Source organism: Pseudarthrobacter sp. ATCC 49987 (assembly GCF_009928425.1).
Classification (GTDB): domain Bacteria; phylum Actinomycetota; class Actinomycetes; order Actinomycetales; family Micrococcaceae; genus Arthrobacter.
This window is the reverse complement of the sequence record NZ_JAABNS010000001.1, coordinates 2,298,365-2,320,722: the sequence shown is the minus strand read 5'-3', so window position 1 is coordinate 2,320,722 and position 22,358 is coordinate 2,298,365. Positions and strand designations below refer to the sequence as shown.

The 22,358-nt window shown below is 67.5% G+C and carries 24 protein-coding genes; 20 read left to right on the top strand and 4 right to left on the bottom strand.

The window, feature by feature from the left end; genetic code table 11:
* The first annotated feature begins 33 nt into the window (after positions 1-33).
* Complete coding sequence (locus GXK59_RS10890; RefSeq protein WP_066434909.1) at positions 34-486, top strand: helix-turn-helix domain-containing protein; 453 nt, start codon at positions 34-36, stop codon at positions 484-486.
* 74 nt (positions 487-560) lie between these two features.
* On the opposite strand, the gene GXK59_RS10885 is transcribed toward GXK59_RS10890, so the two are convergent.
* The gene (locus GXK59_RS10885) at positions 561-1,070 is read right to left on the bottom strand and encodes a MarR family winged helix-turn-helix transcriptional regulator (protein ID WP_160666699.1); all 510 of its coding nucleotides are present in this window, start codon (positions 1,068-1,070) and stop codon (positions 561-563) included.
* 44 nt (positions 1,071-1,114) lie between these two features.
* On the opposite strand from GXK59_RS10885, the gene GXK59_RS10880 reads away from it, so the two are divergent.
* From GXK59_RS10880 to dapF, 6 genes are all read left to right on the top strand, one after another.
* Complete coding sequence (locus GXK59_RS10880) at positions 1,115-1,333, top strand: DUF3046 domain-containing protein (protein ID WP_160666697.1); 219 nt, start codon at positions 1,115-1,117, stop codon at positions 1,331-1,333.
* 222 nt (positions 1,334-1,555) lie between these two features.
* Positions 1,556-2,608: a recombinase RecA gene (gene recA / locus GXK59_RS10875; protein WP_160666695.1), complete on the top strand. Its 1,053-nt coding sequence runs from the start codon at positions 1,556-1,558 to the stop codon at positions 2,606-2,608.
* Positions 2,609-2,780: 172 nt separating this feature from the next.
* Positions 2,781-3,266 carry a regulatory protein RecX gene (locus tag GXK59_RS10870; RefSeq protein ID WP_237393999.1) on the top strand — a complete coding sequence of 162 codons (486 nt, stop codon included), beginning with the start codon at positions 2,781-2,783 and terminating at the stop codon, positions 3,264-3,266.
* 39 nt (positions 3,267-3,305) lie between these two features.
* Entirely contained in the window at positions 3,306-4,880 is a 1,575-nt protein-coding gene (gene miaB, locus GXK59_RS10865) for a tRNA (N6-isopentenyl adenosine(37)-C2)-methylthiotransferase MiaB (protein ID WP_202129112.1), read from the top strand.
* 96 nt (positions 4,881-4,976) lie between these two features.
* On the top strand, positions 4,977-5,873 hold the full coding sequence (miaA, locus tag GXK59_RS10860) for a tRNA (adenosine(37)-N6)-dimethylallyltransferase MiaA (protein WP_160669105.1): 897 nt from the start codon (positions 4,977-4,979) through the stop codon (positions 5,871-5,873).
* A gap of 97 nt (positions 5,874-5,970) precedes the next feature.
* Positions 5,971-6,927: a diaminopimelate epimerase gene (dapF, locus tag GXK59_RS10855; RefSeq protein ID WP_160666693.1), complete on the top strand. Its 957-nt coding sequence runs from the start codon at positions 5,971-5,973 to the stop codon at positions 6,925-6,927.
* Here dapF and GXK59_RS10850 read toward each other — a convergent pair.
* Positions 6,908-7,522, bottom strand: a complete 615-nt coding sequence (locus GXK59_RS10850) for a class I SAM-dependent methyltransferase (protein ID WP_160666691.1) — start codon at positions 7,520-7,522, stop codon at positions 6,908-6,910. The two genes, dapF and GXK59_RS10850, sit on opposite strands and share 20 nt — an antisense overlap.
* A gap of 459 nt (positions 7,523-7,981) precedes the next feature.
* On the opposite strand from GXK59_RS10850, the gene hflX reads away from it, so the two are divergent.
* Together hflX and GXK59_RS10840 are read left to right on the top strand one after the other, a co-directional pair.
* Positions 7,982-9,550 (top strand): GTPase HflX, encoded by a 1,569-nt coding sequence (gene hflX / locus GXK59_RS10845; protein WP_160666689.1) that lies wholly within the window; start codon positions 7,982-7,984, stop codon positions 9,548-9,550.
* Positions 9,543-11,732, top strand: a complete 2,190-nt coding sequence (locus GXK59_RS10840; RefSeq protein ID WP_272927719.1) for an ATP-dependent DNA helicase — start codon at positions 9,543-9,545, stop codon at positions 11,730-11,732. Before hflX ends, GXK59_RS10840 begins: the two co-directional genes overlap by 8 nt.
* Positions 11,733-11,810: 78 nt before the next feature.
* Here GXK59_RS10840 and lexA read toward each other — a convergent pair whose 3' ends face one another.
* Positions 11,811-12,560, bottom strand: a complete 750-nt coding sequence (gene lexA / locus GXK59_RS10835; RefSeq protein WP_160666687.1) for a transcriptional repressor LexA — start codon at positions 12,558-12,560, stop codon at positions 11,811-11,813.
* A gap of 358 nt (positions 12,561-12,918) precedes the next feature.
* Between lexA and GXK59_RS10830 the strand changes: the two genes are divergently transcribed.
* From GXK59_RS10830 to GXK59_RS10800, 8 genes are all read left to right on the top strand, one after another.
* Positions 12,919-13,428: a LysM peptidoglycan-binding domain-containing protein gene (locus GXK59_RS10830; RefSeq protein ID WP_337248065.1), complete on the top strand. Its 510-nt coding sequence runs from the start codon at positions 12,919-12,921 to the stop codon at positions 13,426-13,428.
* A 78-nt stretch (positions 13,429-13,506) separates the two neighbouring features.
* Positions 13,507-14,625, top strand: a complete 1,119-nt coding sequence (locus tag GXK59_RS10825; protein WP_160666685.1) for a histidinol-phosphate transaminase — start codon at positions 13,507-13,509, stop codon at positions 14,623-14,625.
* Positions 14,626-14,690: 65 nt separating this feature from the next.
* Positions 14,691-15,317, top strand: a complete 627-nt coding sequence (gene hisB, locus GXK59_RS10820) for an imidazoleglycerol-phosphate dehydratase HisB (RefSeq protein ID WP_024366742.1) — start codon at positions 14,691-14,693, stop codon at positions 15,315-15,317.
* On the top strand, positions 15,314-16,069 hold the full coding sequence (gene hisH / locus GXK59_RS10815; RefSeq protein WP_160666683.1) for an imidazole glycerol phosphate synthase subunit HisH: 756 nt from the start codon (positions 15,314-15,316) through the stop codon (positions 16,067-16,069). Before hisB ends, hisH begins: the two co-directional genes overlap by 4 nt.
* Positions 16,070-16,228 (top strand): hypothetical protein, encoded by a 159-nt coding sequence (locus GXK59_RS20475; protein ID WP_202129111.1) that lies wholly within the window; start codon positions 16,070-16,072, stop codon positions 16,226-16,228.
* A 52-nt stretch (positions 16,229-16,280) separates the two neighbouring features.
* Entirely contained in the window at positions 16,281-17,027 is a 747-nt protein-coding gene (priA, locus tag GXK59_RS10810; RefSeq protein ID WP_160666681.1) for a bifunctional 1-(5-phosphoribosyl)-5-((5-phosphoribosylamino)methylideneamino)imidazole-4-carboxamide isomerase/phosphoribosylanthranilate isomerase PriA, read from the top strand.
* A gap of 13 nt (positions 17,028-17,040) precedes the next feature.
* Positions 17,041-17,940 (top strand): SseB family protein, encoded by a 900-nt coding sequence (locus tag GXK59_RS10805; RefSeq protein WP_160666679.1) that lies wholly within the window; start codon positions 17,041-17,043, stop codon positions 17,938-17,940.
* Positions 17,941-18,001: 61 nt separating this feature from the next.
* Positions 18,002-19,336 carry an MFS transporter gene (locus GXK59_RS10800; RefSeq protein WP_160666677.1) on the top strand — a complete coding sequence of 445 codons (1,335 nt, stop codon included), beginning with the start codon at positions 18,002-18,004 and terminating at the stop codon, positions 19,334-19,336.
* Between the two features lie 110 nt (positions 19,337-19,446).
* Here GXK59_RS10800 and GXK59_RS10795 read toward each other — a convergent pair whose 3' ends face one another.
* Positions 19,447-19,833, bottom strand: a complete 387-nt coding sequence (locus GXK59_RS10795) for a DUF1844 domain-containing protein (protein ID WP_160666675.1) — start codon at positions 19,831-19,833, stop codon at positions 19,447-19,449.
* 457 nt (positions 19,834-20,290) lie between these two features.
* Between GXK59_RS10795 and infC the strand changes: the two genes are divergently transcribed.
* The 3 genes from infC (at position 20,291) to rplT (ending at position 22,308) form a co-directional block, all read left to right on the top strand.
* Positions 20,291-21,400: a translation initiation factor IF-3 gene (infC, locus tag GXK59_RS10790; protein ID WP_237393858.1), complete on the top strand. Its 1,110-nt coding sequence runs from the start codon at positions 20,291-20,293 to the stop codon at positions 21,398-21,400.
* 115 nt (positions 21,401-21,515) lie between these two features.
* Positions 21,516-21,710: a 50S ribosomal protein L35 gene (gene rpmI, locus GXK59_RS10785; RefSeq protein WP_009358635.1), complete on the top strand. Its 195-nt coding sequence runs from the start codon at positions 21,516-21,518 to the stop codon at positions 21,708-21,710.
* A 118-nt stretch (positions 21,711-21,828) separates the two neighbouring features.
* Positions 21,829-22,308, top strand: a complete 480-nt coding sequence (gene rplT, locus GXK59_RS10780; protein WP_160666671.1) for a 50S ribosomal protein L20 — start codon at positions 21,829-21,831, stop codon at positions 22,306-22,308.
* The last annotated feature ends 50 nt before the right edge of the window (positions 22,309-22,358 follow it).

Sequence of the window (22,358 nt, the reverse complement as noted above, 5' to 3'; positions counted from 1 at the left end):
GGCTCAACATAAAGAGGGAGCAAGGCGATACAGATGGTAAAGCAGCCCGTATCCGTTAACGGCGTTGTCCGCTGGAAGGATGTGGGCCTCGCCGATCAGGCTAAGAGCGAACAGAAGGAGCGCAAGATGGTTGTACTTCGTCACGAAATCGGTGATGTCCTGCGCGATGTCCGCCAGCGCCAAGGCCGTACCCTCCGCGAAGTCTCGCACAGTGCCCGCGTTTCCTTGGGCTACCTGAGTGAAGTGGAACGCGGCCAGAAGGAAGCCTCCTCGGAGCTGCTCTCCTCGATCTGCTCGGCCCTCGATGTTCCGCTCTCCAGCATGCTCCGCGAAGTCAGCGACCGCGTCGCCGTCGCCGAGGGAGTTGCGGTTCCGGACACCGTCCCGCAGGAGTTTGCCCAGCGCTACGGCCGTGACCTGGACCGTGAGCTCAACTCCGACCTCAACGACGAGTTGGCCAAGGGCCTTCTCTCCGGGGCACGCTAGCCCCGACACCCACTACTCGACAAAAGACCCCGGCGGTGTGCCGGGGTCTTTTGCGTGCCGGGTGGAACTTCCTGCTAGTGGGGTTCGTCCCGGGGGAAACCGTCACGCTCGTAGGTGGCGTTGAGTTTGGCGATGTAGCGGGACAGGGTCTGCAGATCCTCCGTCGGCCACTCGCCCAGCCGTTCGCGGAACACTTCGCGCCGGGCGTCCTGCACCTCGTGCATCCTCTCCTCGCCCATGGGCGTCAGGCGGATCATTTGCGCGCGGCCGTCGAGCGGATCGGCTTCCTTGGAAACCAGGCCCAGGCCTTCGAGGAACGCGACCTGCCGGCTCACCGACGGTTTCCCGACGCCGATGCTGGACGCCAGCTCGGTCAGCCGGATGGAGCCCTGGCTGCGGATCACGGTGAGCAGGCCGTACGCGGCCGGTTCCATGTCCGGGTGGACCTGGCGGGAGAGGTGATGGGAGATCGAGCGGGCACGGCGCCAGAGCAGGCTCAGCTGGTGCTCGACGGCGGTCAGCGCCGCGTCGGTGGAATCGTCAGTGCCGCCGGGGTTCCCGGGGCCAACGGCTGGGTTGCTCATGGCAACCATTCTAGAGTCCCGCCGCACCGTGAGAGACTTTATGGGTGCGAATCAGTGACTTTTGGCGCCTTATGGACGACGAATTCGGGGCGGGGTACTCCCGCGTCCTCAGCAGCTCCCTGGTCCTCGCGGGCGTCGGTGGCCGGACCGCCGATCAGGCCCTGGGCGCAGGTGTGCCTCCCCGCCAGGTGTGGCTGGCGCTGTGTGAGGTCCAGGACGTCCCGCCCGAGCGCCGGCTGGGCCGCGACGTCAAGCCGCGCTGACGCGGCTTCGCCCCTGACACGCCGCAAGGATTGTTCGAATATCTGTTCGGGTAGGACTATGCTTTTTTCAGAGTGTTTTCCACATATGCGGGGCCGGCAGACAACTCTGTCGGTGGGTGCCAGTAGCTTCAGTAATGAACTGATCACCAACCTGATCAAGAACACTAAACACAGGGCCCGCAACGGCCCCTCCACAGCGAGAAAGTAACAGAGGTGTGAACCATGGCCGCAGCCCCGGATCGCCAGAAAGCGCTTGATGCAGCGCTTGCCCAGATTGACAAGCAGTTCGGCAAAGGCTCCGTCATGCGCCTGGGCGACGAAGTCCGTGCGCCCATCGAGGTTATTCCCACCGGCTCCATCGCCTTGGACATTGCCCTGGGCATTGGCGGCCTGCCCCGTGGCCGCGTTGTCGAAATCTATGGTCCGGAATCCTCCGGTAAGACCACGGTGGCCCTGCACGCCGTCGCCAGTGCCCAGCGCCTGGGCGGCATCGCTGCCTTCATCGACGCCGAGCACGCCCTCGATCCGGAATACGCCGCCAGGCTCGGCGTCGACACGGATGCCCTCCTGGTCTCCCAGCCCGACACCGGCGAGCAGGCCCTGGAAATCATGGACATGCTGATTGGCTCCGGTTCCCTTGACGTCATTGTCATCGACTCCGTCGCGGCCCTCGTTCCCCGCGCCGAAATCGAAGGCGACATGGGCGACAGCCACGTGGGCCTGCAGGCCCGCCTGATGAGCCAGGCGCTCCGGAAGATCACCGGCCGCCTGAGCCAGACCAAGACCACGGCCATCTTCATCAACCAGTTGCGCGAAAAGATCGGCGTCTTCTTCGGCTCACCGGAAACCACCACGGGTGGTAAGGCGCTGAAGTTCTATGCCTCGATCCGCATCGACGTCCGCAGGATCCAGACCCTCAAGGAGGGCGCGGACTCCGTCGGCAACCGCACCAAGGCCAAAATCGTCAAGAACAAGATGGCGCCGCCCTTCAAGATCGCCGAATTCGACATCATTTACGGCCAGGGCATCTCGCGGGAAGGCGGGATCATCGACATGGGTGTCGAACACGGCCTGATCAAGAAGTCCGGCTCCTGGTTCACCTACGACGGTGACCAGCTGGGCCAGGGCATGGAGAACTCGCGCCGCTTCCTGCGCGACAACCCGGAGCTGGCTGCCGAGCTGGAGCGCCTCATCAAGGAAAAGCTCGGCGTCGGAGTGAAGGCCCCCGCCGAGACCGAGGCATCACCGAAGCTGAAGGCCGTTGACGGCTTCTAACCGCCGGCCGCGCAAAGGGGCAGGATTCCCCTCCCGGGATCCTGCCCCCGGCCTGACCGGCGCTCACGGACCCGGAGACGGACCCGGGGAACGTGCGGGGAACGGGACCCGCCGCGCGGGTCCTTCCACCGAACAGGACCGTGACGCGGACCCGGCGGCGGTCGCACGTGCCATTGTCCTGCGGCAGCTGACCAACTCGCCTAAGAGCCGGCTGCAGCTCGCCCGCAAACTGGCCGAGCGCAACGTCCCGGACGACGTCGCCGAAGCCGTGCTGGACCGCTTCGAAGAAGTGAAACTCGTTGACGACGCCGACTTCGCCGACATGTGGGTGCGGTCCCGTTCGCAGAGCCGCAAACTCGCCAAGGGCGCGCTCCGGCGGGAACTTGCCGAGAAGGGCATTGAGGCGGAAACTGCCGCCGCCGCGCTGGAACAGCTCAGCGACGAGGACGAGGAATCCGCGGCCCGCGAACTGGTCCAGCGGAAACTCCGGGGCGTGACCGGGTTCGAGGACCGCGCCGAGCGGGACAAAACCACCCGCCGGCTGGCTTCCATGCTCGCCCGCAAGGGCTACCAGCCCTCGCAGGCCTTCCGGATCGTGGGCGACGTCCTCGACGAGGCTGTGGCAGCTTCCGGCGCAGGAGCCGAGCCGGATTCTTGAGCACGCCCCGGAGCCGCGCCGACCCGGTACCCTTAACAGGTGAGTTTGACCATTCCCTCCCCAGCAGCCGGCACCACCCCTTCCACCGACGCATCGTCAACACCTGGTGCCGCGGCACAGCCCTCCGCGTCGCAGGCCCGCACGTACCAGGTGCGGACGTTCGGCTGCCAGATGAACGTGCACGATTCCGAGCGCATGTCCGGGATGCTCGAAGCCGCCGGTTATGTCCCCGCCGCCGGGGAACTGGCCGACGTCGTGGTCTTCAACACCTGCGCGGTGCGGGAAAACGCCGACAACAAGCTCTACGGAAACCTCGGCATGCTGGCGCCGGCTAAGGCCGCCAATCCCGGAATGCAGATCGCCGTCGGCGGGTGCCTGGCGCAGAAGGACCGCGATACCATCCTCAAGAAGGCCCCCTGGGTGGACGCCGTCTTCGGCACCCACAACGTCGGTGCCCTGCCTGCCCTGCTGGAACGGGCCCGCCACAACAACGAGGCACAACTCGAAATCCTCGAGTCGCTCGACGTCTTCCCCTCCACACTGCCGACCAAGCGTGACTCGGTCTACGCCGGCTGGGTGTCGATCTCCGTCGGCTGCAACAACACCTGCACCTTCTGCATCGTCCCGGCCTTGCGCGGCAAGGAAAAGGACCGCCGCCCCGGCGACATCCTGGCCGAGATCCAGGCCCTCGTTGCCGACGGCGCCATCGAAGTAACCTTGCTGGGCCAGAACGTGAACTCCTATGGCGTTGAATTCGGCGACCGGCAGGCTTTCTCCAAACTGCTGCGCGCCTGCGGTGACATCCCCGGCCTGGAACGCGTCCGCTTCACGAGTCCACATCCCGCCGCCTTCACCGACGACGTCATCGACGCCATGGCCGAGACCCCGAACGTTATGCCGCAGCTGCACATGCCCCTGCAGTCCGGCTCGGACAAGGTCCTCAAGGACATGAAGCGGTCCTACCGTTCCGCCAAGTTCCTCGGCATCCTGGACAAGGTCCGCGGGAAGATCCCGCATGCCGCGATCTCCACAGACATCATCGTCGGCTTCCCCGGCGAGACCGAGGAGGACTTCCAGGCCACGCTCGACGTCGTGGAGAAGTCCCGCTTCGCCACCGCCTTCACGTTCCAGTACTCCAAGCGGCCGGGCACGCCCGCCGCGGAGCTCCCGGACCAGCTCCCCAAGGCCGTGGTGCAGGAGCGCTTCGAACGCCTCACCGCCCTGCAGGACAGGATCGCCGCCGAGGAGAACGCCCGCCAGCTCGGCCGGAGCGTGGAGGTCATGGTCACGGCCCACTCCGGACGCAAATCCGAGGAAACCCACCGGCTCTCCGGCCGGGCCCAGGACCAGCGCCTCGTCCACTTCTCCGTGCCCGACGGCGCCGAGTCGCCCCGCCCGGGCGACCTCGTCACTGTGACGATCACCGAGGCCGCCGCGTTCCACCTCGTCGCCGACCCGGCATCGGCGCAGGACTACAGCCTTCGGCGCTCCCGCGCCGGCGATGCCTGGGACAGGTCGCAGGCGGACTCCTGCGGCGCACCCGCGCCCGGGTCCCCTTCTGGCACAACGGGCGTCTCGCTGGGCATGCCCACCCTCCCTGTCCGCGGCCGCTAGTCCGTGACAGCTCCGCAGGACGCCCCGGCCGGCAAAGGGTCCGCCGACAAAGCCGACACCGGGGCCGGACCCACACCGGACGGCGCATTACCGGCTCTGCCGGTCGTCGCCGTCGTCGGGCCAACCGGCTCCGGCAAGTCCGATCTTGCCGTCTCGCTGGCACTGGAGCTCGACGGCGAAGTCATCAACGCCGACTCCATGCAGTTCTACCGCGGTATGGACATCGGCACCGCGAAAATCACCGAGGCCGAACGCAGGGGAGTGCCACACCACCTCCTGGACATCCTGGACGTCACCGAGGAAGCCAGCGTCTCGGACTTCCAGCAGCAGGCCCGGGAGCTCATGGCCGGCATCCAAGCCCGCGGCAAACGTGCCATCCTGGCCGGCGGTTCCGGACTCTACGTCCGTGCCGCGCTGGACGTGCTGGAATTCCCGGGTACCGATCCTGCCATCCGGAGCCGGCTCGAAGCGGAACTGGAATCCGGCGGACCGGCGCCGTTGCGGGCGCGGCTGGAAGGCGTGGACCCGGTCTCCGCCGGCCGGCTCGGCGACGCACGCCGGATTGTCCGTGCCCTCGAGGTGTTCGAACTGACCGGGCGGCCGTTCAGTTCCTTCATGCCCACCCGCGAGTATTTCCAGCCCGCCGTGCAGATTGGGCTCGAGGTGGACCGGGAACAGCTCCGGGAACGGCTCGCGCGCCGGGTCCACACCATGGTGGAGGGCGGGCTGCTCGAAGAGGTCCGGACGCTCGACGCCGCCGGACTCCGGCTCGGCCGCACCGCCCCGCGTGCCCTCGGCTATGCCCAGTTCCTCAAGGTCCTCGACGGCGAATCGGACACGGCGCAGGCAGCGGAGGAAACCATTGTCGCGACCCGGCAGTTCGCCCGCCGCCAGCTCACCTGGTTCCGGGCCGACCCCCGCATCCATTGGCTCGACTGGCGGGACCCGGAACTCGTGGCGAAGGCCGCCGCGCTCTGCGGCGGCGCCAAGTGACCATGGTTTTGACGATGCTGTTTTGACGGCGCTCAATGACGGGATGATTGACGCGGGAATTTTCCGGCGGCCCGCACCGGAACGGTAACCTTGGAGCATGGACGAAACCCTGGCCGTGGCCGCTGACCGCAACTCCACCGGTGACACTGCAGCCCTGAGCGGACTCAAGTTTTCCAAAGGCCACGGGACGGGCAACGACTTTGTGCTCCTCGCCGACCCCAACGGCACCCTGGCAGTAACCCCGGAGCAGGTCGCCGCACTCTGTGACCGCCACCGGGGAATCGGCGGCGACGGGCTGATCCGCGCCGTCCCGTCCCGGCTGCTCGCCGAGGGCCGGGAGCTGCTCACGCACCACCCGGACGCTGAATGGTTCATGGACTACCGCAACGGCGACGGCTCGCTGTCCGAGATGTGTGGCAACGGTGTCCGCGTCTTTGTACACTTCCTGATCACCGAAGGCCTCGTAGAGCTCCCCGCCGGCGAGTCACTGACCATCGGCACCCGTGGGGGCGCCAAGACGATCGTCCGCACCGCCGGCGGCTACGCCGTCGACATGGGTCCCTGGGAGTTCATCTTTCCGGGCGAGGCCACCGCGCGGGCCATGGACTCGCTGGTCAGCGCGGCGGGGCTGGAGGTCGCCCGGCCCGCGCTGTCCGTGAGCATGGGCAATCCGCACACCGTCGTTGCGCTGGCCGAACCCGCCGAGCTGGAGGCCACACAGCTGTTTACCGCTCCTCACGTGGATCCGGCCCCGCCCCACGGCACCAACGTCGAGTTCGTTGTGCCCTCCGAGCCGCTGGTCCATGAGGGCGTCGGCACCATCACGATGCGCGTTCACGAGCGGGGAGTCGGGGAAACGCAATCCTGCGGCACCGGCGCCTGTGCCGCAGCGGTCGCGATCCGCCACTGGGCCGGCCAGGGCGCCCCGGACGTCTGGAACGTCCACGTCCCGGGCGGCGCCGTCGGCGTGAAGTTCTTCCTCGGTGCGGAGGGCCACGAGCACGTCGAGCTCAGCGGACCCGCGGTGATCGTGGCTAGTGGGACGCTTTCCTGACCCGAAGGATGCGGAACGACTTTGAGGTGCTCTCGCGCGTCACGGTGAAGCTGCTGTCCAGCTCCGCTGCGAGCCAGCGCTGAAGTGAATCCGAGCCCAGGTTCTTCTGCACGACAAGCCACGCGGAACCGCCTGGCGCCAGCCGCGGCAGCCAGAGGAGCAACAGGGCGTGGAGTTCGTCCTTGCCGATCCGGATGGGCGGGTTGGACCAGATGGTGTCGAAGCGGAGCTCCGGGTCGACGGCGTCGGGCGTGCTGGCCATGACATTGCCCAGTCCCAGCAAGGCCGCGTTTTCGTTGGTCAGCGTCACGCAGCGTTCGTTGACGTCCACGGCGTAGACCTGCGAGTGCGGTGCCCGCAGGGCCATGGTCAGCGCGATCGGACCCCAGCCGCAGCCGATGTCCAGCAGCGTGCCCTGCGGTGCCGGGGCGGGAGCCTCGGCCAGCAGCACGGCCGTGCCCTTGTCGATGTTGTCCGGGCTGAAGATGCCCGAGGACGTCTGCAGCTGCCTGGTTTCACCGGCCAGCTCCACGGTCAGTGGCTTGCGGGTGAACGGCCCGGCAGGCTGGGCGCTGAAATAGTGTGCAGACTCCATAACTGCCCAGATTAGTTGGCCGACGGCCCGCAGGCGAAACCGCGGCGGGGGACCGGGGGTACCTTTGCCATCTGCTAGTCTTAAAGACATGTTCCTGAACTTCAAGTAGCCGGCACGGGTTAACACCCGTCCCCGCAGCGACGCAGGTAGTTACCTTCCGCTCAGTGCGCCACCCACGATGCTCCTGAAAAGGACCCACCGCTGGCGCCCGAACCCCTTGGAGTTTGGCAGTGCTCACTGGAGCGCGGCCGGGCGGACAGTTTCTCCCTCCCCAAGGCGACCACCACGCCTGTTCCCCCTTCTCACCGCTCCTGCGCGGAGCCCACCCTGCCCCCAGCACCGCTGCCGCAGGCATCCAGGAGACACCGATTGACCAATAGTCGTCAGCCCAGCGCGAATACCGCCCCACCCAGCCCCGATCGGCACTATTCTGAAACTGCCGAACCTCTAAAGGAGACCATGACCAGTCAGCCCAACACCGGACCCGATTCAGCCGCCCAGGACATGAGTCCTGCGGAAATCCAGGCTGTCATCGACCGGATCCTCTCCAAGGACACCCCTGCCGGGAACACAGCCCATGCCGCCGGTGAGCCCTCCTCGGTGCTCGGCAAGGCCCAGGCGATTTCCCGGCTGGACGAGGAACACAGCACGTACGACGGCGACCAGCAGGACCTCGCGGACCGCCACGCCCGGCGCCGCATCGGCAGCCTGTCCACGGAACTCGAAGACGTCACCGAAGTCGAATACCGGCAGTTGCGCCTGGAACGCGTTGTGCTGGCCGGCCTCTGGACCGAAGGCACCCTCGCCGACGCGGAAAACTCGCTGCGCGAACTCGCCGCACTCGCTGAGACGGCGGGCTCGGAAGTCCTCGACGGGATTGTCCAGCGCCGCCAGAAGCCCGATCCGGGCACCTTCCTTGGTTCCGGCAAAGCCCAGGAGCTCAAGGACATCGTGATGTCCACCGGCGCGGACACGGTCGTCGTCGACGCCGAACTGGCTCCGTCCCAGCGCCGCAGCCTCGAAGACATCGTCAAAGTCAAGGTCATCGACCGCACGGCCCTGATCCTTGACATCTTTGCCCAGCACGCCAAGAGCCGCGAGGGCAAGGCCCAGGTTGAACTGGCCCAGCTCGAATACCTGCTCCCGCGCCTGCGCGGCTGGGGTGACTCGATGTCCCGCCAGGCCGGTGGCCAGGTGGGCGGTGCCGGTGCCGGCATGGGTTCGCGTGGTCCCGGTGAAACCAAAATCGAACTGGACCGCCGCCGGATCCGCACCCGGATGGCCAAGCTGCGGCGTGAAATCGCCGCGATGAAGCCGGCCCGCGAGACCAAGCGGGCCAACCGCCGTCGTAATGCTGTGCCCTCCGTCGCGATCGCCGGGTACACCAACGCCGGCAAGTCCTCGCTGCTGAACCGGCTGACCGACGCCGGTGTCCTCGTGGAGAACGCCCTCTTCGCCACGCTGGACCCGACGGTCCGCAAGGCGGAGACCTCGGACGGGCTGGGGTACACCCTCGCCGACACTGTCGGCTTCGTCCGTTCGCTGCCCACACAGCTCGTGGAGGCCTTCCGCTCCACCCTGGAGGAAGTCGCCGACGCGGACCTGATCCTGCACGTCGTGGACGTCTCCCACCCGGATCCGGAGGGCCAGATCGCCGCGGTCCGCAAGGTGTTCAGCGAAGTCGACGCACGCAAGGTTCCGGAAATCATCATCCTGAACAAGGCCGACGCCGCCGACCCCTTCGTGATCGAACGGCTCAAGCAGCGCGAACCGCGCCACGTTGTGGTCTCGGCACGCACGGGCGAAGGCATCCCGGAACTGCTCACGGCCATCAGCGGAGGCATCCCGCGGCCCAGCGTGAAGCTGGAACTGATGATCCCGTACAACCGCGGCGACCTGCTCAGCAAGCTGCACGAGACCGACGCCGAGATCGTCAGCCTCGACCACGAGGAAGCGGGCACCCGCGCCGTCGTGATGGTGCGCGAAGGATTCGCCGCTGAACTGGATTCGTTCATCAGCAATGACTGAGGCAGCGGTGACCGGGGCGGACACAGACACGGGCGAACCGGCGGGGGAGGACCCGGCAACTCAGGGCCCGGCACCAGTGGACCACGCCGGGACGGACGCCGGGGAGACTGTATCCGCCGGAAAGCGTTCAGCCAGGACAGGCGGCCCGGCCGGCGAGGAGTTCGTCATCAAACTCCTCGACCGTGCCGTGTCGGGCATGGGTGGCCAGAGCCGCGACGGCCAGCACGAAATGGCCCGACAGGTGGCGCACGCGATTGACAGCGGCGACCACCTGCTGGTCCAGGCCGGAACCGGCACCGGCAAGTCCCTGGCGTACCTGATTCCGCTCATCGCCCATTCGCTCGTGAGCGACAAGCCCACCCTGGTCTCCACCGCCACCCTGGCCCTGCAGACCCAGATTGTCGGCCGCGACCTGCCCCGGCTGCTGAAGAGCATTACCCCGGCGCTCGAACGGCCCGTTAAGGTCGCCCTCGTCAAGGGCCGTTCCAACTACGTGTGCCGCCACAAACTCGACGGCGGCTTCCCGTCGGAAGAACCCTCGGAAGGGCAGCTGTTCTCGCTCGGCGAGGATACCTCCGTGCCGCATTTCGCCGCGGCGATGGGCGGACCCTCGTCCCAGCTCGGCAAGGAAGTCGTCCGGCTGCGCGAATGGGCCGAGGACACCGTGACGGGGGACCGCGACGAACTCCTGCCCGGGGTGACAGACCGCGCCTGGCGGCAGGTCTCGGTCACCTCGATGGAGTGCCTCGGCGCGCAGAAATGCCCGCTCGCTGCGGAATGCTTCAGCGAACTGTCCCGCCAGAACGCCGCGGACGCCGACGTCGTGGTCACCAACCACGCCATGCTGGCCGTCAGCGCCTTCGAGGGCCTTGCCGTGCTGCCCGAATACGACGTTGTGGTGGTCGATGAAGCCCACGAACTCCAGGACCGGGTGACCGGTGCCGTCTCCGGCCAGCTCTCCGTCGCGATGGTGCACGCCGCCGCCTCCGGGGCACGGAAGCACACCGGCATCACCGTTGACGCCCTGAACAACGCCGCGTCCAACCTCGAACTCGCCATCGAAGGGGTCCCCAGCGGACTCATGCCCAACGGCCTCAACAGCGAACAGCTGGACTGCGTGGACCAGTTGCGGGACGCCTGCCGCGCGGCGCTCTCCGACTCAAAGGGGGACAGCGCCAACACGGCCGACGGCGGCCGGCAGCTCGCGCGGTCCCGCCTCATGGTGATCCTGGAGCTGTGCGAACGGCTGCTGTCGGCGCGGGAAAACCGTGAAGTGGTCTGGTTTTCCAGGAACAGCACCTTCGACCCGCAGCAGGGCTACTCCCAGCCCGACGAGTCCGCGCCCGCCCTGATCAACGTCGCCCCCCTCAGTGTCGCGGGACGGCTCCGTGAGGGCCTGTTCGCGGACCACACCGTCATCCTGACCTCGGCCACCCTGGCGATCGGGTCAGCCTTCGAACCTGCTGCCGGTGGTCTCGGCCTGGTCGGACCCGGCGCCCCCAGCTGGACCGGGGTCGACGTCGGCTCGCCTTTCGAATACCCGAAACAGGGCATCCTCTACGTTGCGAAGCACCTGCCCAAACCCGGCCGCGGCACCTCTCCGGAAGCCCTCGACGAGCTCGAGAAGCTGATCCGGGCCTCCGGCGGCGGGGCCCTGTGCCTGTTCTCCTCCCGGCGCGCGGCGGAGGACGCCGCTGAGGCCATGCGGCCGCGGCTGGACATGAGCATCCTGTGCCAGGGGGATTCGACCATGACGGCGCTCGTGAAGCAGTTCGCCGACGAACCGGACACCTGCCTTTTTGGCACCATGTCCCTGTGGCAGGGTGTCGACGTGCCCGGGGCCTCCTGCCGCCTCGTCGTGATCGACCGGATTCCGTTCCCGCGGCCCGATGATCCCCTGATGACGGCGCGGTCCCGCGCGGTGGCCCAGGCCGGGGGTAACGGCTTTATGAGTGTTTCCGCGACCCACGCCGCCATCCGCCTGGCCCAGGGCGCCGGCCGGCTGATCCGCACAACGACGGACCGGGGAGTGGTGGCCGTGCTGGACTCCCGGCTGTCCACCGAACGCTACGGCGGATTCCTCCGCGCTGCCCTGCCGCCCTTCTGGCCCACCACCGATCCCGCCATCGCCCTCGCGGCCCTGGAACGGCTCGCGAAAGAATCCGGGCAGCCGGCCAGCTGACGGCGGCCAGGGGCGGGGCCGGGGCCCGGACGGACGCGCGGGCCGCTGCCAGTGCTGCGGTGCTGGTGCTGACCGGTCCTAGAGCGAGCGAAGCACCGAGACGACTTTGCCCATGATCACGGCGTGATCGCCGAGGATGGGCTCGTACTGGGTGTTCTGCGGGAGCAGCCAGGTGTGGCCGTCGCGCTGGCGGAACGTCTTGACTGTTGCCTCGTCGTCCAGCAATGCGGCGACAATATCGCCGTTGACGGCGTCGCCCTGCTGGCGCACAACCACCCAGTCGCCGTCGCAGATGGCCGCGTCGATCATGGAATCTCCCGCGACCTTGAGCATAAAGAGCTCCCCGTGGCCCACCAGCTGGCGGGGCAGGGGCATGACGTCCTCCACGACCTGGTCGGCCAGGATCGGCCCGCCGGCGGCGATGCGGCCCACCAGCGGCACCATGGCGGTGTCGGTGGCGCTGGCCAGCTCGGACACGGACAAGCCGCCCACTGTGCGCAGCCCGCCGGACTTCGCGGCCCCGGAAATCTTTGTGGTTCCCTCATCGAGGGTCAACGGCATCAGCACTTCCATGGCCCGGGGGCGTTTGGGATCGCGCCGCAGGTAGCCAAGTTTTTCCAGCTGTGAGAGCTGGTGGGTGACGCTGGACAGGCTGGCCAGTCCCACGGTGTCGCCGATCTCGCGCATGGACGGCGGATAGCCGTTGTCGGTGACCGAGCGCTGGATGGTTTCCAGGATCTTCTTTTGCCGGACGGTGAGGCTCTTGGGGGGCCGGGCTGCCTGCGGGCTTCGCTGGGTGGCCCTGCCGCCAGTGGCTTGTGCTGCCATGTTCGCCAACGCCTTTCCGTTCCGCCCGGCCGCCGTGGCTGCGGCTGCCGGGAACTTCCGGCCTGAAATGTCAGACCCTGCTGATCAACTGCAGAAGTGGTTGTTCTTTGACTCAAACGTAGGCCAGCCACACCGCTTTTTCAAACATTTGTTCTAGCGAGTCTCGACAATGTTCGTCAATAAGTGCTAAAACAGAACAAGCAAGGTTCGAATATGTGTTCTAGTCATTCTCTGTTTGAGGGTGGGCACTGCTCGGGCACAGCGCGACGTTCGGTTCTTTGTTCGAAGGTTAGGCCGGTTGGCGGCAAGTACGTGGAGTACGCCGGGCGGCACAGTATGGTCCAGGAGGGCTCAGTTCATGTCAGCATCAAGCGCGTTTCACGACACTTTCGGCCGCGACGCATTCGGCAACTACGGCCGGCCCGACGGCGGTGCATCCGTCGGCGGGTATGCCCCGGCCAACCAGGACAGCTCCATCAGCCGGGACAGCTCCATCAGCCGGGACAGCTCCATTAGCCGGCACAATCCCGCAACGCCCGCACTGCGGGTGCGGCAGGCACCGCTCAAGCTCACCCGGCGGGGACGCTTCGTCTTCATCGGCGTGCCGCTAATCCTGCTGGCCGCCCTCATCCTGTCCTTCAGCGGCTTCCTTAACGCGCCCGCCAAGGCGGCGGAATCCGCCTCCGAGCTGTCACTGACACCCACGGTCACCGTGACGGTGCAGCCGGGCGAGTCACTCTGGGCCATCGCCGAAGCCGTGGCGCCGGAGCGCGATCCCCGCGATGTCGTGACCGATATCATCCAGCTGAACAACCTCGACGCCGCCCGCGTCGTGCCGGGCCAGGCCCTCTTCATCCCGTCCAAGTAGCGCGTTCGACCCCGTCGGCCGGGCCCTGCGGGGCGTCACAGTTTCGGGGCCTGCGGCGATCTCACTTAAACTAGTGAGGTGACTGACCAGTTAGAGCGCCTGAACCGACTTCCCCTCCGGACCAATCTGCGCGGCCTGACGCCCTACGGCGCGCCGCAGCTGGAGGTCCCCATCCTGCTCAACGTCAACGAGAACACCCATGGTGTCCCGGCCGATGTGCGGGCTGCCATCTCCGAGGCCGTCACGATCGCCGCCGCAGGCCTGAACCGGTATCCGGACCGCGAATTCACCGAGCTGCGCGAAGCCCTGGCGGAGTACCTGGGTCACGGACTGGGCGCCGATAACATCTGGGCCGCGAACGGCTCCAACGAGGTACTCCAGCAGATCCTCCAGGCCTTCGGAGGCCCGGGACGCACCGCCCTTGGGTTCCCTCCCACGTACTCCATGTACCCGCTGCTGGCCGCCGGCACGGACACCGGATACATCGTCGGCCTCCGCGCCGACGACTACGGACTGAGCGCCGAATCGGCCGCCCGCCAGGTCCACGAACTCCAGCCCAACATCGTCTTCCTGTGCTCCCCGAACAACCCCACCGGCACGGGCCTGAGGCTCGACGTCGTGGAGGCCGTGTACGAGGCCGGCGAAGCCAGCCAGACCATCGTGATCGTCGACGAGGCCTACCACGAGTTCGCCCACGACGGCACGCCCAGCGCCCTCACGCTTCTGCCCGGCCGGGAACGGCTGATCATCTCGCGCACCATGAGCAAGGCATTCGCCCTTGCCGGTGCCCGTGTCGGCTACATGGCCGCGGCGCCCGAGGTCACTGACGCGCTGCGCCTGGTCCGGCTCCCGTACCACCTCTCGGCCATCACCCAGGCGGCAGCCCTGGCCGCCCTGCACCACCGGGTCGCACTGATGGCGGACGTTGAGGACATCAAGCGCCAGCGGGACAGGATCGTGTCCGAACTGCAGCGGATGGGCCTCAAACCGGCTGCTTCCGATTCGAACTACGTCTTCTTCGGCGGCCTCGACAACCCGCACGAGGTCTGGCAGGGGCTGCTCGACGCCGGCGTGCTCATTCGGGACGTTGGCATTCCCGGGCACCTGCGCGTCACGGCCGGGACTGAGACGGAAACCACAGCCTTCCTCGAAGCCCTCGAGCGGATCCTGGCCGGCCGCGCAGCGCAGCCCGCCTAGACTTAACACCGGACATCCACACTGCCCTGTTCGCCGGGCACCGTCGTCATCCAAAGGACACGCACATGAGCAACACCGGATCAACCGCTGCCGAGGGCCGGACCGCACGCATGGAACGGACCACCAGCGAATCCTCCGTGCTGGTCGAGATCAACCTGGACGGCACCGGCGTCTCGGACATCAGCACTTCGGTCCCGTTCTACGACCACATGCTGACGGCGCTGAGCAAGCACTCCCTGATCGACATGACGGTCAAGGCCACCGGCGACACGCACATTGACGTCCACCACACGGTCGAGGACGTTGCCATTACCTTCGGCGAGGTCCTGCGCACGGCACTCGGGAACAAGGCAGGGATCCGCCGGTTCGGCGAAGCCACGGTCCCCCTCGACGAGGCCCTCGCGCACGCCGTCGTCGACGTCTCCGGACGCCCGTACCTCGTGCACGGCGGCGAGCCCGCCGGCCAGGAGTACCACCTGATCGGCGGACACTTCACCGGTTCCCTGACCCGCCACGTCTTCGAGGCCATCACCCTGCACGCCGGAATCTGCCTGCACATGAATGTCACCGCAGGCCGGGATCCGCACCACATCGTCGAGGCCCAGTTCAAAGCCTTCGCGCGCGCCCTGCGCGCAGCCGTCGAGCCGGATCCCCGCGTCAAGGGCATCCCGTCGACCAAGGGTGCCTTGTGACCGGCAAGGTGCTGCGGGACGGCGCCATCATTAACCCGGACGCCGGCAGGAAGCCGGCCTCGCCCGAGGGCAAGCCCACCGTCACGGTCCTGGACTACGGCTCCGGCAACGTCCGTTCCGCCGTCCGCGCCCTCGAACGCGCCGGCGCCGAGGTCATCCTCAGCTCCAGGCCCGAGGACGTGCTCAACGCCGACGGCCTCGTGGTCCCCGGCGTCGGTGCGTTCGAAACGGTGATGCGGGAACTCAAGGCCGTCGACGCCGTCCGCATGATCGGACGGCGCGTCGCCGGCGGCCGGCCCGTGCTGGCCATCTGCGTGGGCCTCCAGGTCCTCTTCGAAGCCGGCGTCGAGCACGGCACCGAAGCCGAAGGCATGGGGGAGTGGCCCGGCAAGGTCGAGCTCCTCCCCGCCGACGTCGTGCCGCACATGGGCTGGAACACCGTGTCCGTTCCGGAGGGCTCCAGGCTCTTCGCCGGTGTCGAAAACGAGCGCTTCTACTTCGTGCACTCCTACGGCGTCCAGAAGTGGGACTTCGACGTGATCCAGCCCCGGATGGCAGCGCCGCTCGTCACCTGGTCCGAGCACGGCGCCCCGTTCATCGCGGCCGTGGAAAACGGCCCCCTGTGCGCCACCCAGTTCCACCCCGAAAAATCCGGCGACGCCGGTGCGCGCCTGTTGCGCAACTGGGTCGATGGCCTGCGGGGTCGTTCCGGGACCGAGGAAGCCGCGGCCACGGAAGCCGGGACCGCCTAGATGTGGTCCATAGTGCTGATGGGGCTCGCCGGCCTGCTGGTCGGCGGCGCGCTGTCCTTCCGCCAGCAGAAGAGCCCGCGCTGGGTCCAGGCCGTGTTCTACGTCCTGGCCGCGATGGCGCTGCTCGCCGCGTACCTCCTGACGCTGCCGGCCTCCTGACGCCCCGCAGCACCCCGACCACTAGCCGCCCCTGAAGAGCCGAGGATCCCCGATGACCACCGAAACCCCGCTGCCCGTGCTGGAGCTGCTGCCCGCCGTCGACGTCGTCAACGGCCAGGCCGTGCGCCTTGTCCAGGGCGAGGCCGGCAGCGAAACAAGCTATGGCACCCCGCTGGAAGCCGCGCTCAACTGGCAGCAGCAGGGCGCGGAATGGGTGCACCTCGTGGACCTCGACGCAGCCTTCGGACGCGGCTCCAACGCCGGGCTGCTCCGCGAAGTGGTCGGCCGGCTCGACATCAAGGTGGAGCTCTCCGGCGGCCTGCGCGACGACGAGTCGCTCGAGAAAGCCCTCGACCTGGGCGTCGCCCGCGTGAACCTGGGCACTGCGGCGCTGGAAAACCCGGAGTGGACTGCCCGGGTGATCGAGCGCTTCGGCGACAAGATCGCCGTCGGGCTGGATGTCCGCGGCACCACTCTGGCCGGCCGCGGCTGGACCAAGGAGGGCGGTGACCTCTGGGACGTCCTCGGACGCCTCGAAGAGGCCGGCTGCTCGCGCTACGTCGTCACCGACGTCACCAAGGACGGCACCCTCCAGGGACCCAACGTCGAACTGCTGCGCCAGATGGTGGAGAAGACCGGCAAACCCGTCGTCGCCTCCGGCGGGATCTCCAGCCTGGATGACCTCAAAGTCCTGCGCTCCCTCGTGCCCCTCGGCGTCGAAGGCGCGATCGTCGGCAAGGCCCTCTACAACGGCAACTTCACGCTGCCCCAGGCCCTCGACGTCGCCGGCCGCCGCTAGGTAAGACCACAGCATGGAACACCGTCCCGCGGGCGAGCGCACAGCTGACCTTCCCGCCCTGTCCCGCCCGTTGCCCGGGCACATCGCGGCGGCCCTCGCCGGCGCCGGCGGGGCGGCGGACTCTGCAGGCCAGCCCTGGGCGGGCCGCAGCCTGTCCGGCGGCGACGCCAGGATCCACAATTTCGAGGACGACGACGGCGCCGCAGACCCCGGTTACCTCGCGGCACTTGCTGCCCTCGCCGCCGGCGATGGCGACGAGGCGGCGGTGGTGGCAGCACTGGCCATGGCACGGGTGTTCGTGCCGATCCTCGCCACTCTCGCCGAAGAAGCCGAAGGCGCCAACGGCCTGCATGCCGACAAGCAGGCCGACATGGCCCTCGTGACGCTCAAGGCCCCCGACGGCCGGACAGCGCTGCCCGTGTTCACCTCCGCCGCTTCGCTCAAGGCCTGGCATCCGGAGGCCCGCCCGGTGGCCGTTTATGCTGCCCGCGCGGCACTCTCCGCGGTCGCTGAGGGCGCAGAATTGCTGGTGCTCGACCCGGGCTCCGCGGTCACGTTCGTGGTGCGCCGGCCCGCGGTGTGGGCCCTCGCGCAGCAGCGGGACTGGACTCCGTCGTACGCTGATCCGGGCCTCGCCCGGAGCCTCGGCGAAGCCGCGGTTGGCTTTCCCGCGGTCCGCCGTGTTGAAATTCATCCAGGCGGTGGAGTTGCCGCACTGGCCGCCGACGGAACGCAGCTTCCGGGCGGCGGCTCCGGCCCGGAACTCCGGGTGCTGCTCTACCTTGAAGACGGGCTCGACGCCGCCGGCGTGCAGTCCATCGTGTCCGGCCTCAACAGCGCCTGGGCACGGAATGAAGTTTTTGCTGAGCGGGTTGACTCCATCGAGGTCAAATTGCAGCGCGCAACACAGTAGCTGACGGCCAGCCGGGGAGACCATGGTGCTGCCGGGGGCAGTACCAAAAGGAAGTAGTTTCGTGAACTTCGCGCTTTACCGGGAGCTGCTGGCCGTTCGGCCGATCCGGCGGCTCCTGCTGGTCGGGATGGTTGCCCGCATACCGCACTCCGCGGCCGGGGTCCTGCTGACCCTGCACATCGTCCTGACCCTCGGCCAGGGCTACGCGGCGGCCGGGGCCGCGGCCGCCGTGATGACCATCGGCATTGCCGTCGGCGCCCCCTGGCGCGGCCGGCGCGTCGACACCGTGGGCCTGCGCCGGGCCCTCATTCCCTCCGTCATTTCCGAGACCATCATTTGGTCGATCGTGCCGCACGTGTCCTACGAGCTGCTGCTGCCGCTGGTGTTCGTCGGCGGCCTGCTGACCCTGCCGATCTTCAGTGTGGTGCGCCAGTCCCTCGGCGTCCTCGCCACGGGGGAGCAGCGCCGCACGGCCTTTGCGTTGGACGCCATCTCCACCGAACTGGTCTTTATGATTGGTCCCGCCGCGGGTGCCCTGGTCGCGACCGCCGGGTTCTCGGTCCTCGGGCTGACCATCGTTGGCATCGCCACCTCGGTGTCCGGGCTCTTCCTGATGTGGTTCAACCCGCCGACCCGCAGCGCGGAGTCCGGGGCCACGTCCGATTCATTGTCCGGCGCTGCCTTCGATTCCAGCCAGCAGGAGGCCGCGGAGGCAGCCCTCGTCGCCGCTGCCCCGGCCCACCTGCAGGAGGCCGCCGCCGGGTTCGCCACGCTGGCCGCCGCCGGGGACCGGCGCCAGGAGCGGTCCGGGTTGCGGCACAAGGTCATCCACAACTTCGCCTGGTTCACCACCGCCGTGGCCGCGGTCTTCGCCGTCGCGGCCGGGGCCGGGATGGTCCTCAGCGGCACCGACGTCGGAATCGTGGCCGCCCTCGAGACCGGCGGGCACCAGGCCGAAATCGGGCTGGTGTTCCTGTTCTGGTGCGCGGCCTCTGTGGTCGGCGGCGTGATCTACGGTGCCATGCACCGGCCCATCTCACCGATCCTGCTGCTGCTGGGCATGTCGGCGCTGACCATCCCGATGGCCTTCGCGCAGGACACCTGGACCCTCAGCCTGCTCTCGCTCCTGCCGGGCCTGCTGTGCGCGCCCGTGCTGTCGGCAGCGTCGGAAAAGGTCGCCGAACTGGTGGACGAGCGCCGCCGCGGCGAGGCGATGGGCTGGTACGGTTCGGCACTGACCGGAGGCGTCGCCCTCGGCGCGCCGCTCGCCGGGGTCTTCATCGACGGCATCGGCCCCTCAGCCGGATTCGTGGCCGTGGGGGTGGGCGGCGTTGTGCTGTGCTTTCTCGGTCTTGTGCTGCAGCACCGCCGCCGGCGGCGCCTCGCCGCAGCCTGAGGGCACCAGGACCGCACCCGCCGTCCAGGCGGTAACGACGTTAACGACGGCGGCGGGCGGACCGATGTGGTCCGCCCGCCGCCGCGTTGTAGCTGGCCTGCTGTTTGTGCCTAGTTCACCGGGCCGGTGTACTTCTCGCCCGGGCCCTTGCCCGGCGCATCCGGAATGATGGACTCCTCACGGAAGGCCAGCTGCAGGGAACGCAGTCCGTCGCGCAACGGTCCGGCGTGCTGGGAACCGATCTCGGGCGCCGCGGCGGTGACCAGCCCGGCCAGGGCCGTGATCAGCTTGCGGGCCTCGTCAAGGTCCTTGAGCTCTTCGGCGTTCTCCTCGGCGGCGAGGCCGAGTTTTACGGCGGCGGCGCTCATGAGGTGCACGGCGGCGGTGGTGATGACCTCGATCGCGGGCACCTCGGAGATGTCGCGGATCTGCTGTGAGACGTCGGCCTGGACGCCGGCGGGCTCGTAAACGTGTGAATTACTATCTGCTGTGCTCATGCTGGTAAGCTTGTCACAGACCGACTGATTGTCGTTATTTCGTTTCAGTTCTACTGCAGTTCAATATCAACTGCGTTTCAGAACTACTGCAGCGGATGACGGCGGAACCCGTCCGCAACCGACATGCCCGTCATGCAGGTGCGCCGGACGGGATTTCTTCTGTAGAATCGACTTTCAGTTTGCAAGCGGAGTTCTCTCCCACCCGCGTCAGCCGCTCTCCTTCGGGAAGCTTCGCAAGAAGCTAAGGTTGCCGGGTACCTGGTCGGGCATTCTTCCCGGGCGTAAGCCTGGTGGGATGTATGCAACCTCACACGAGGCAGGCAGCTCCGATCTTCGAGGCCTTCGATTGCTCCGGCAATTGGGGGCCTTCTCTTTTTGCCGGTGGAATACCCCTCACGAACACAGGAGCTTTAACATTAGCGAGCCAAGAATCAATGAGCGTATCCGCGTCCCCGAGGTGCGGCTGGTCGGCCCTGCAGGCGAGCAAGTAGGCGTTGTCCGTATTGAGGATGCCCTGCGTTTGGCTGCCGAGTCCGATCTTGATCTCGTTGAAGTTGCACCGCAGGCCAAGCCTCCGGTGTGCAAGCTGATGGACTTCGGCAAGTACAAGTACGAAGCCGCGGTCAAGGCACGTGAAGCCCGGAAGAACCAGACCAACACGGTCCTGAAGGAAATCCGCTTCCGCCTGAAGATCGACACCCACGACTACGAGACGAAGCGCGGCCACGCGCTCCGCTTCCTCGGCGCCGGTGACAAGGTCAAGGCCATGATCCAGTTCCGCGGCCGTGAGCAGCAGCGCCCCGAGATGGGCATTCGCCTGCTCCAGCGCTTCGCGGACGACGTCGCTGAAGTCGGCGTTGTGGAATCCAGCCCGCGGATCGATGGCCGCAACATGGTCATGGTGGTCGGACCCCTGAAGAACAAGGCAGAAGCCAAGGCAGAGGCCCGCCGCGCATCGCAGCGTGCGGAAGCCAAGGCCGAGAACGAAGCCAAGGCAACAGGCGGCGGCCGTGTGGACACGTCCGGTCCTGAGGCGCCACTGACGCAGTCGCTCGCCGACCTTCTTCCGGAGGGCTACCAGGTCCGGACTGAGGCACCCGAGCCTGAGGCCGCTGCAGCGGAGGCTCCGGCAACGGGAGCACCCGCCGTCGTCGAGGCCCCGGCCGGAAAGGCCGCAGTCGAAGAAACGGCAGCCGCGGAGGCCCCGGCCGCCGAGGCCAAGGCCGAGGAAGCCCCGGCAGCGAAGGCTCCCGTCCAGGAAGCGCCGAAGCAGGAGGCCCCCAAGGCCGCCCCGAAGCGCGAAGCTCCGAAGACTGAAGCTCCGAAGGCTGAGGCTCCGAAGGCCGCTGCCAAGCCGGCAGTAGCCAAGGCGCCCGCAGCGCCCAAGGCCGCCGTCAAGGTTCCGGAAGCCGCCAAGGCTCCCGAGGCTGAAAAGGCCGCTCCGGCGGCAGCACCGAAGCCGGTTGCTGCACCGAAGCCGGTCCCGCGTCCCGCGGCGCCGAAGCCTGCTGCACGGCCGGCTGCCCCGAAGGCCGCCGCCAAGCCGGGCACCAAGAAGACCAACTAGTTCAGGGCTGCCGGACAGCAATGTCCGGCAGCAAGCAACCAGCACGCCGCCCGCAGGGGCGGCTGCACGAAAGACTGCAGACCCTGTCTGCGGATACGTAAGGAGATCGGTTCCCATGCCGAAGATGAAGACCCACAGTGGTGCTAAGAAGCGCTTCAAGCTGACCGGCAGCGGCAAGCTGCGCCGCCAGCAGGCCAACCGCCGCCACTACCTCGAGCACAAGTCCTCCAGGCTGACCCGTCGCCTTGCCGGCGACAAGATCGTCTTCAAGGGCGACGCCAAGGTCATCCGGAAGATGCTCGGCATCTAAGTTCCAAGTTCTCTGACTGTTGCCACCTGGCAGCGGTCAACTACCAAAAAGGCTTCTCAGGCCAGCCGGTTGTTCCGGCAGTAGATGCTTGGGATCAGATTTTCGAAGGAGTACGCACGTGGCACGTGTGAAGAGGGCGGTCAACGCCCACAAGAAGCGCCGGGTTATCCTTGAGCGCGCAAAGGGCTACCGTGGACAGCGTTCACGCCTGTACCGCAAGGCCAAAGAGCAGCTGCTGCACTCGTTTGTGTACAGCTACGGCGACCGCAAGAAGAAGAAGGGCGACTTCCGCCGCCTGTGGATCCAGCGCATTAACGCTGCATCCCGCGCCAACGGCCTGACCTACAACCGTCTGATCCAGGGCCTGAAGGCCGCTGAGGTCGAGGTTGACCGCCGTATGCTGGCCGAGCTGGCCGTTTCCGACGCCAACGCCTTCGCCGCGCTGGTCAAGATCGCCAAGGACGCCCTGCCCGCCGACACGTCCGCTCCGGCCGTCCAGGCTGAGGCTGCTCCGGCCGCCAAGAAGCCTGCTGCGAAGAAGGCCCCGGCCAAGAAGCCGGCCGCCAAGAAGCCTGCCGCTGACAAGGCTGCCGAGTAGTACCTGAGGCAGTTCACGAACTGCGTCGTTCAAGAGCCGGCCGGAAAAGC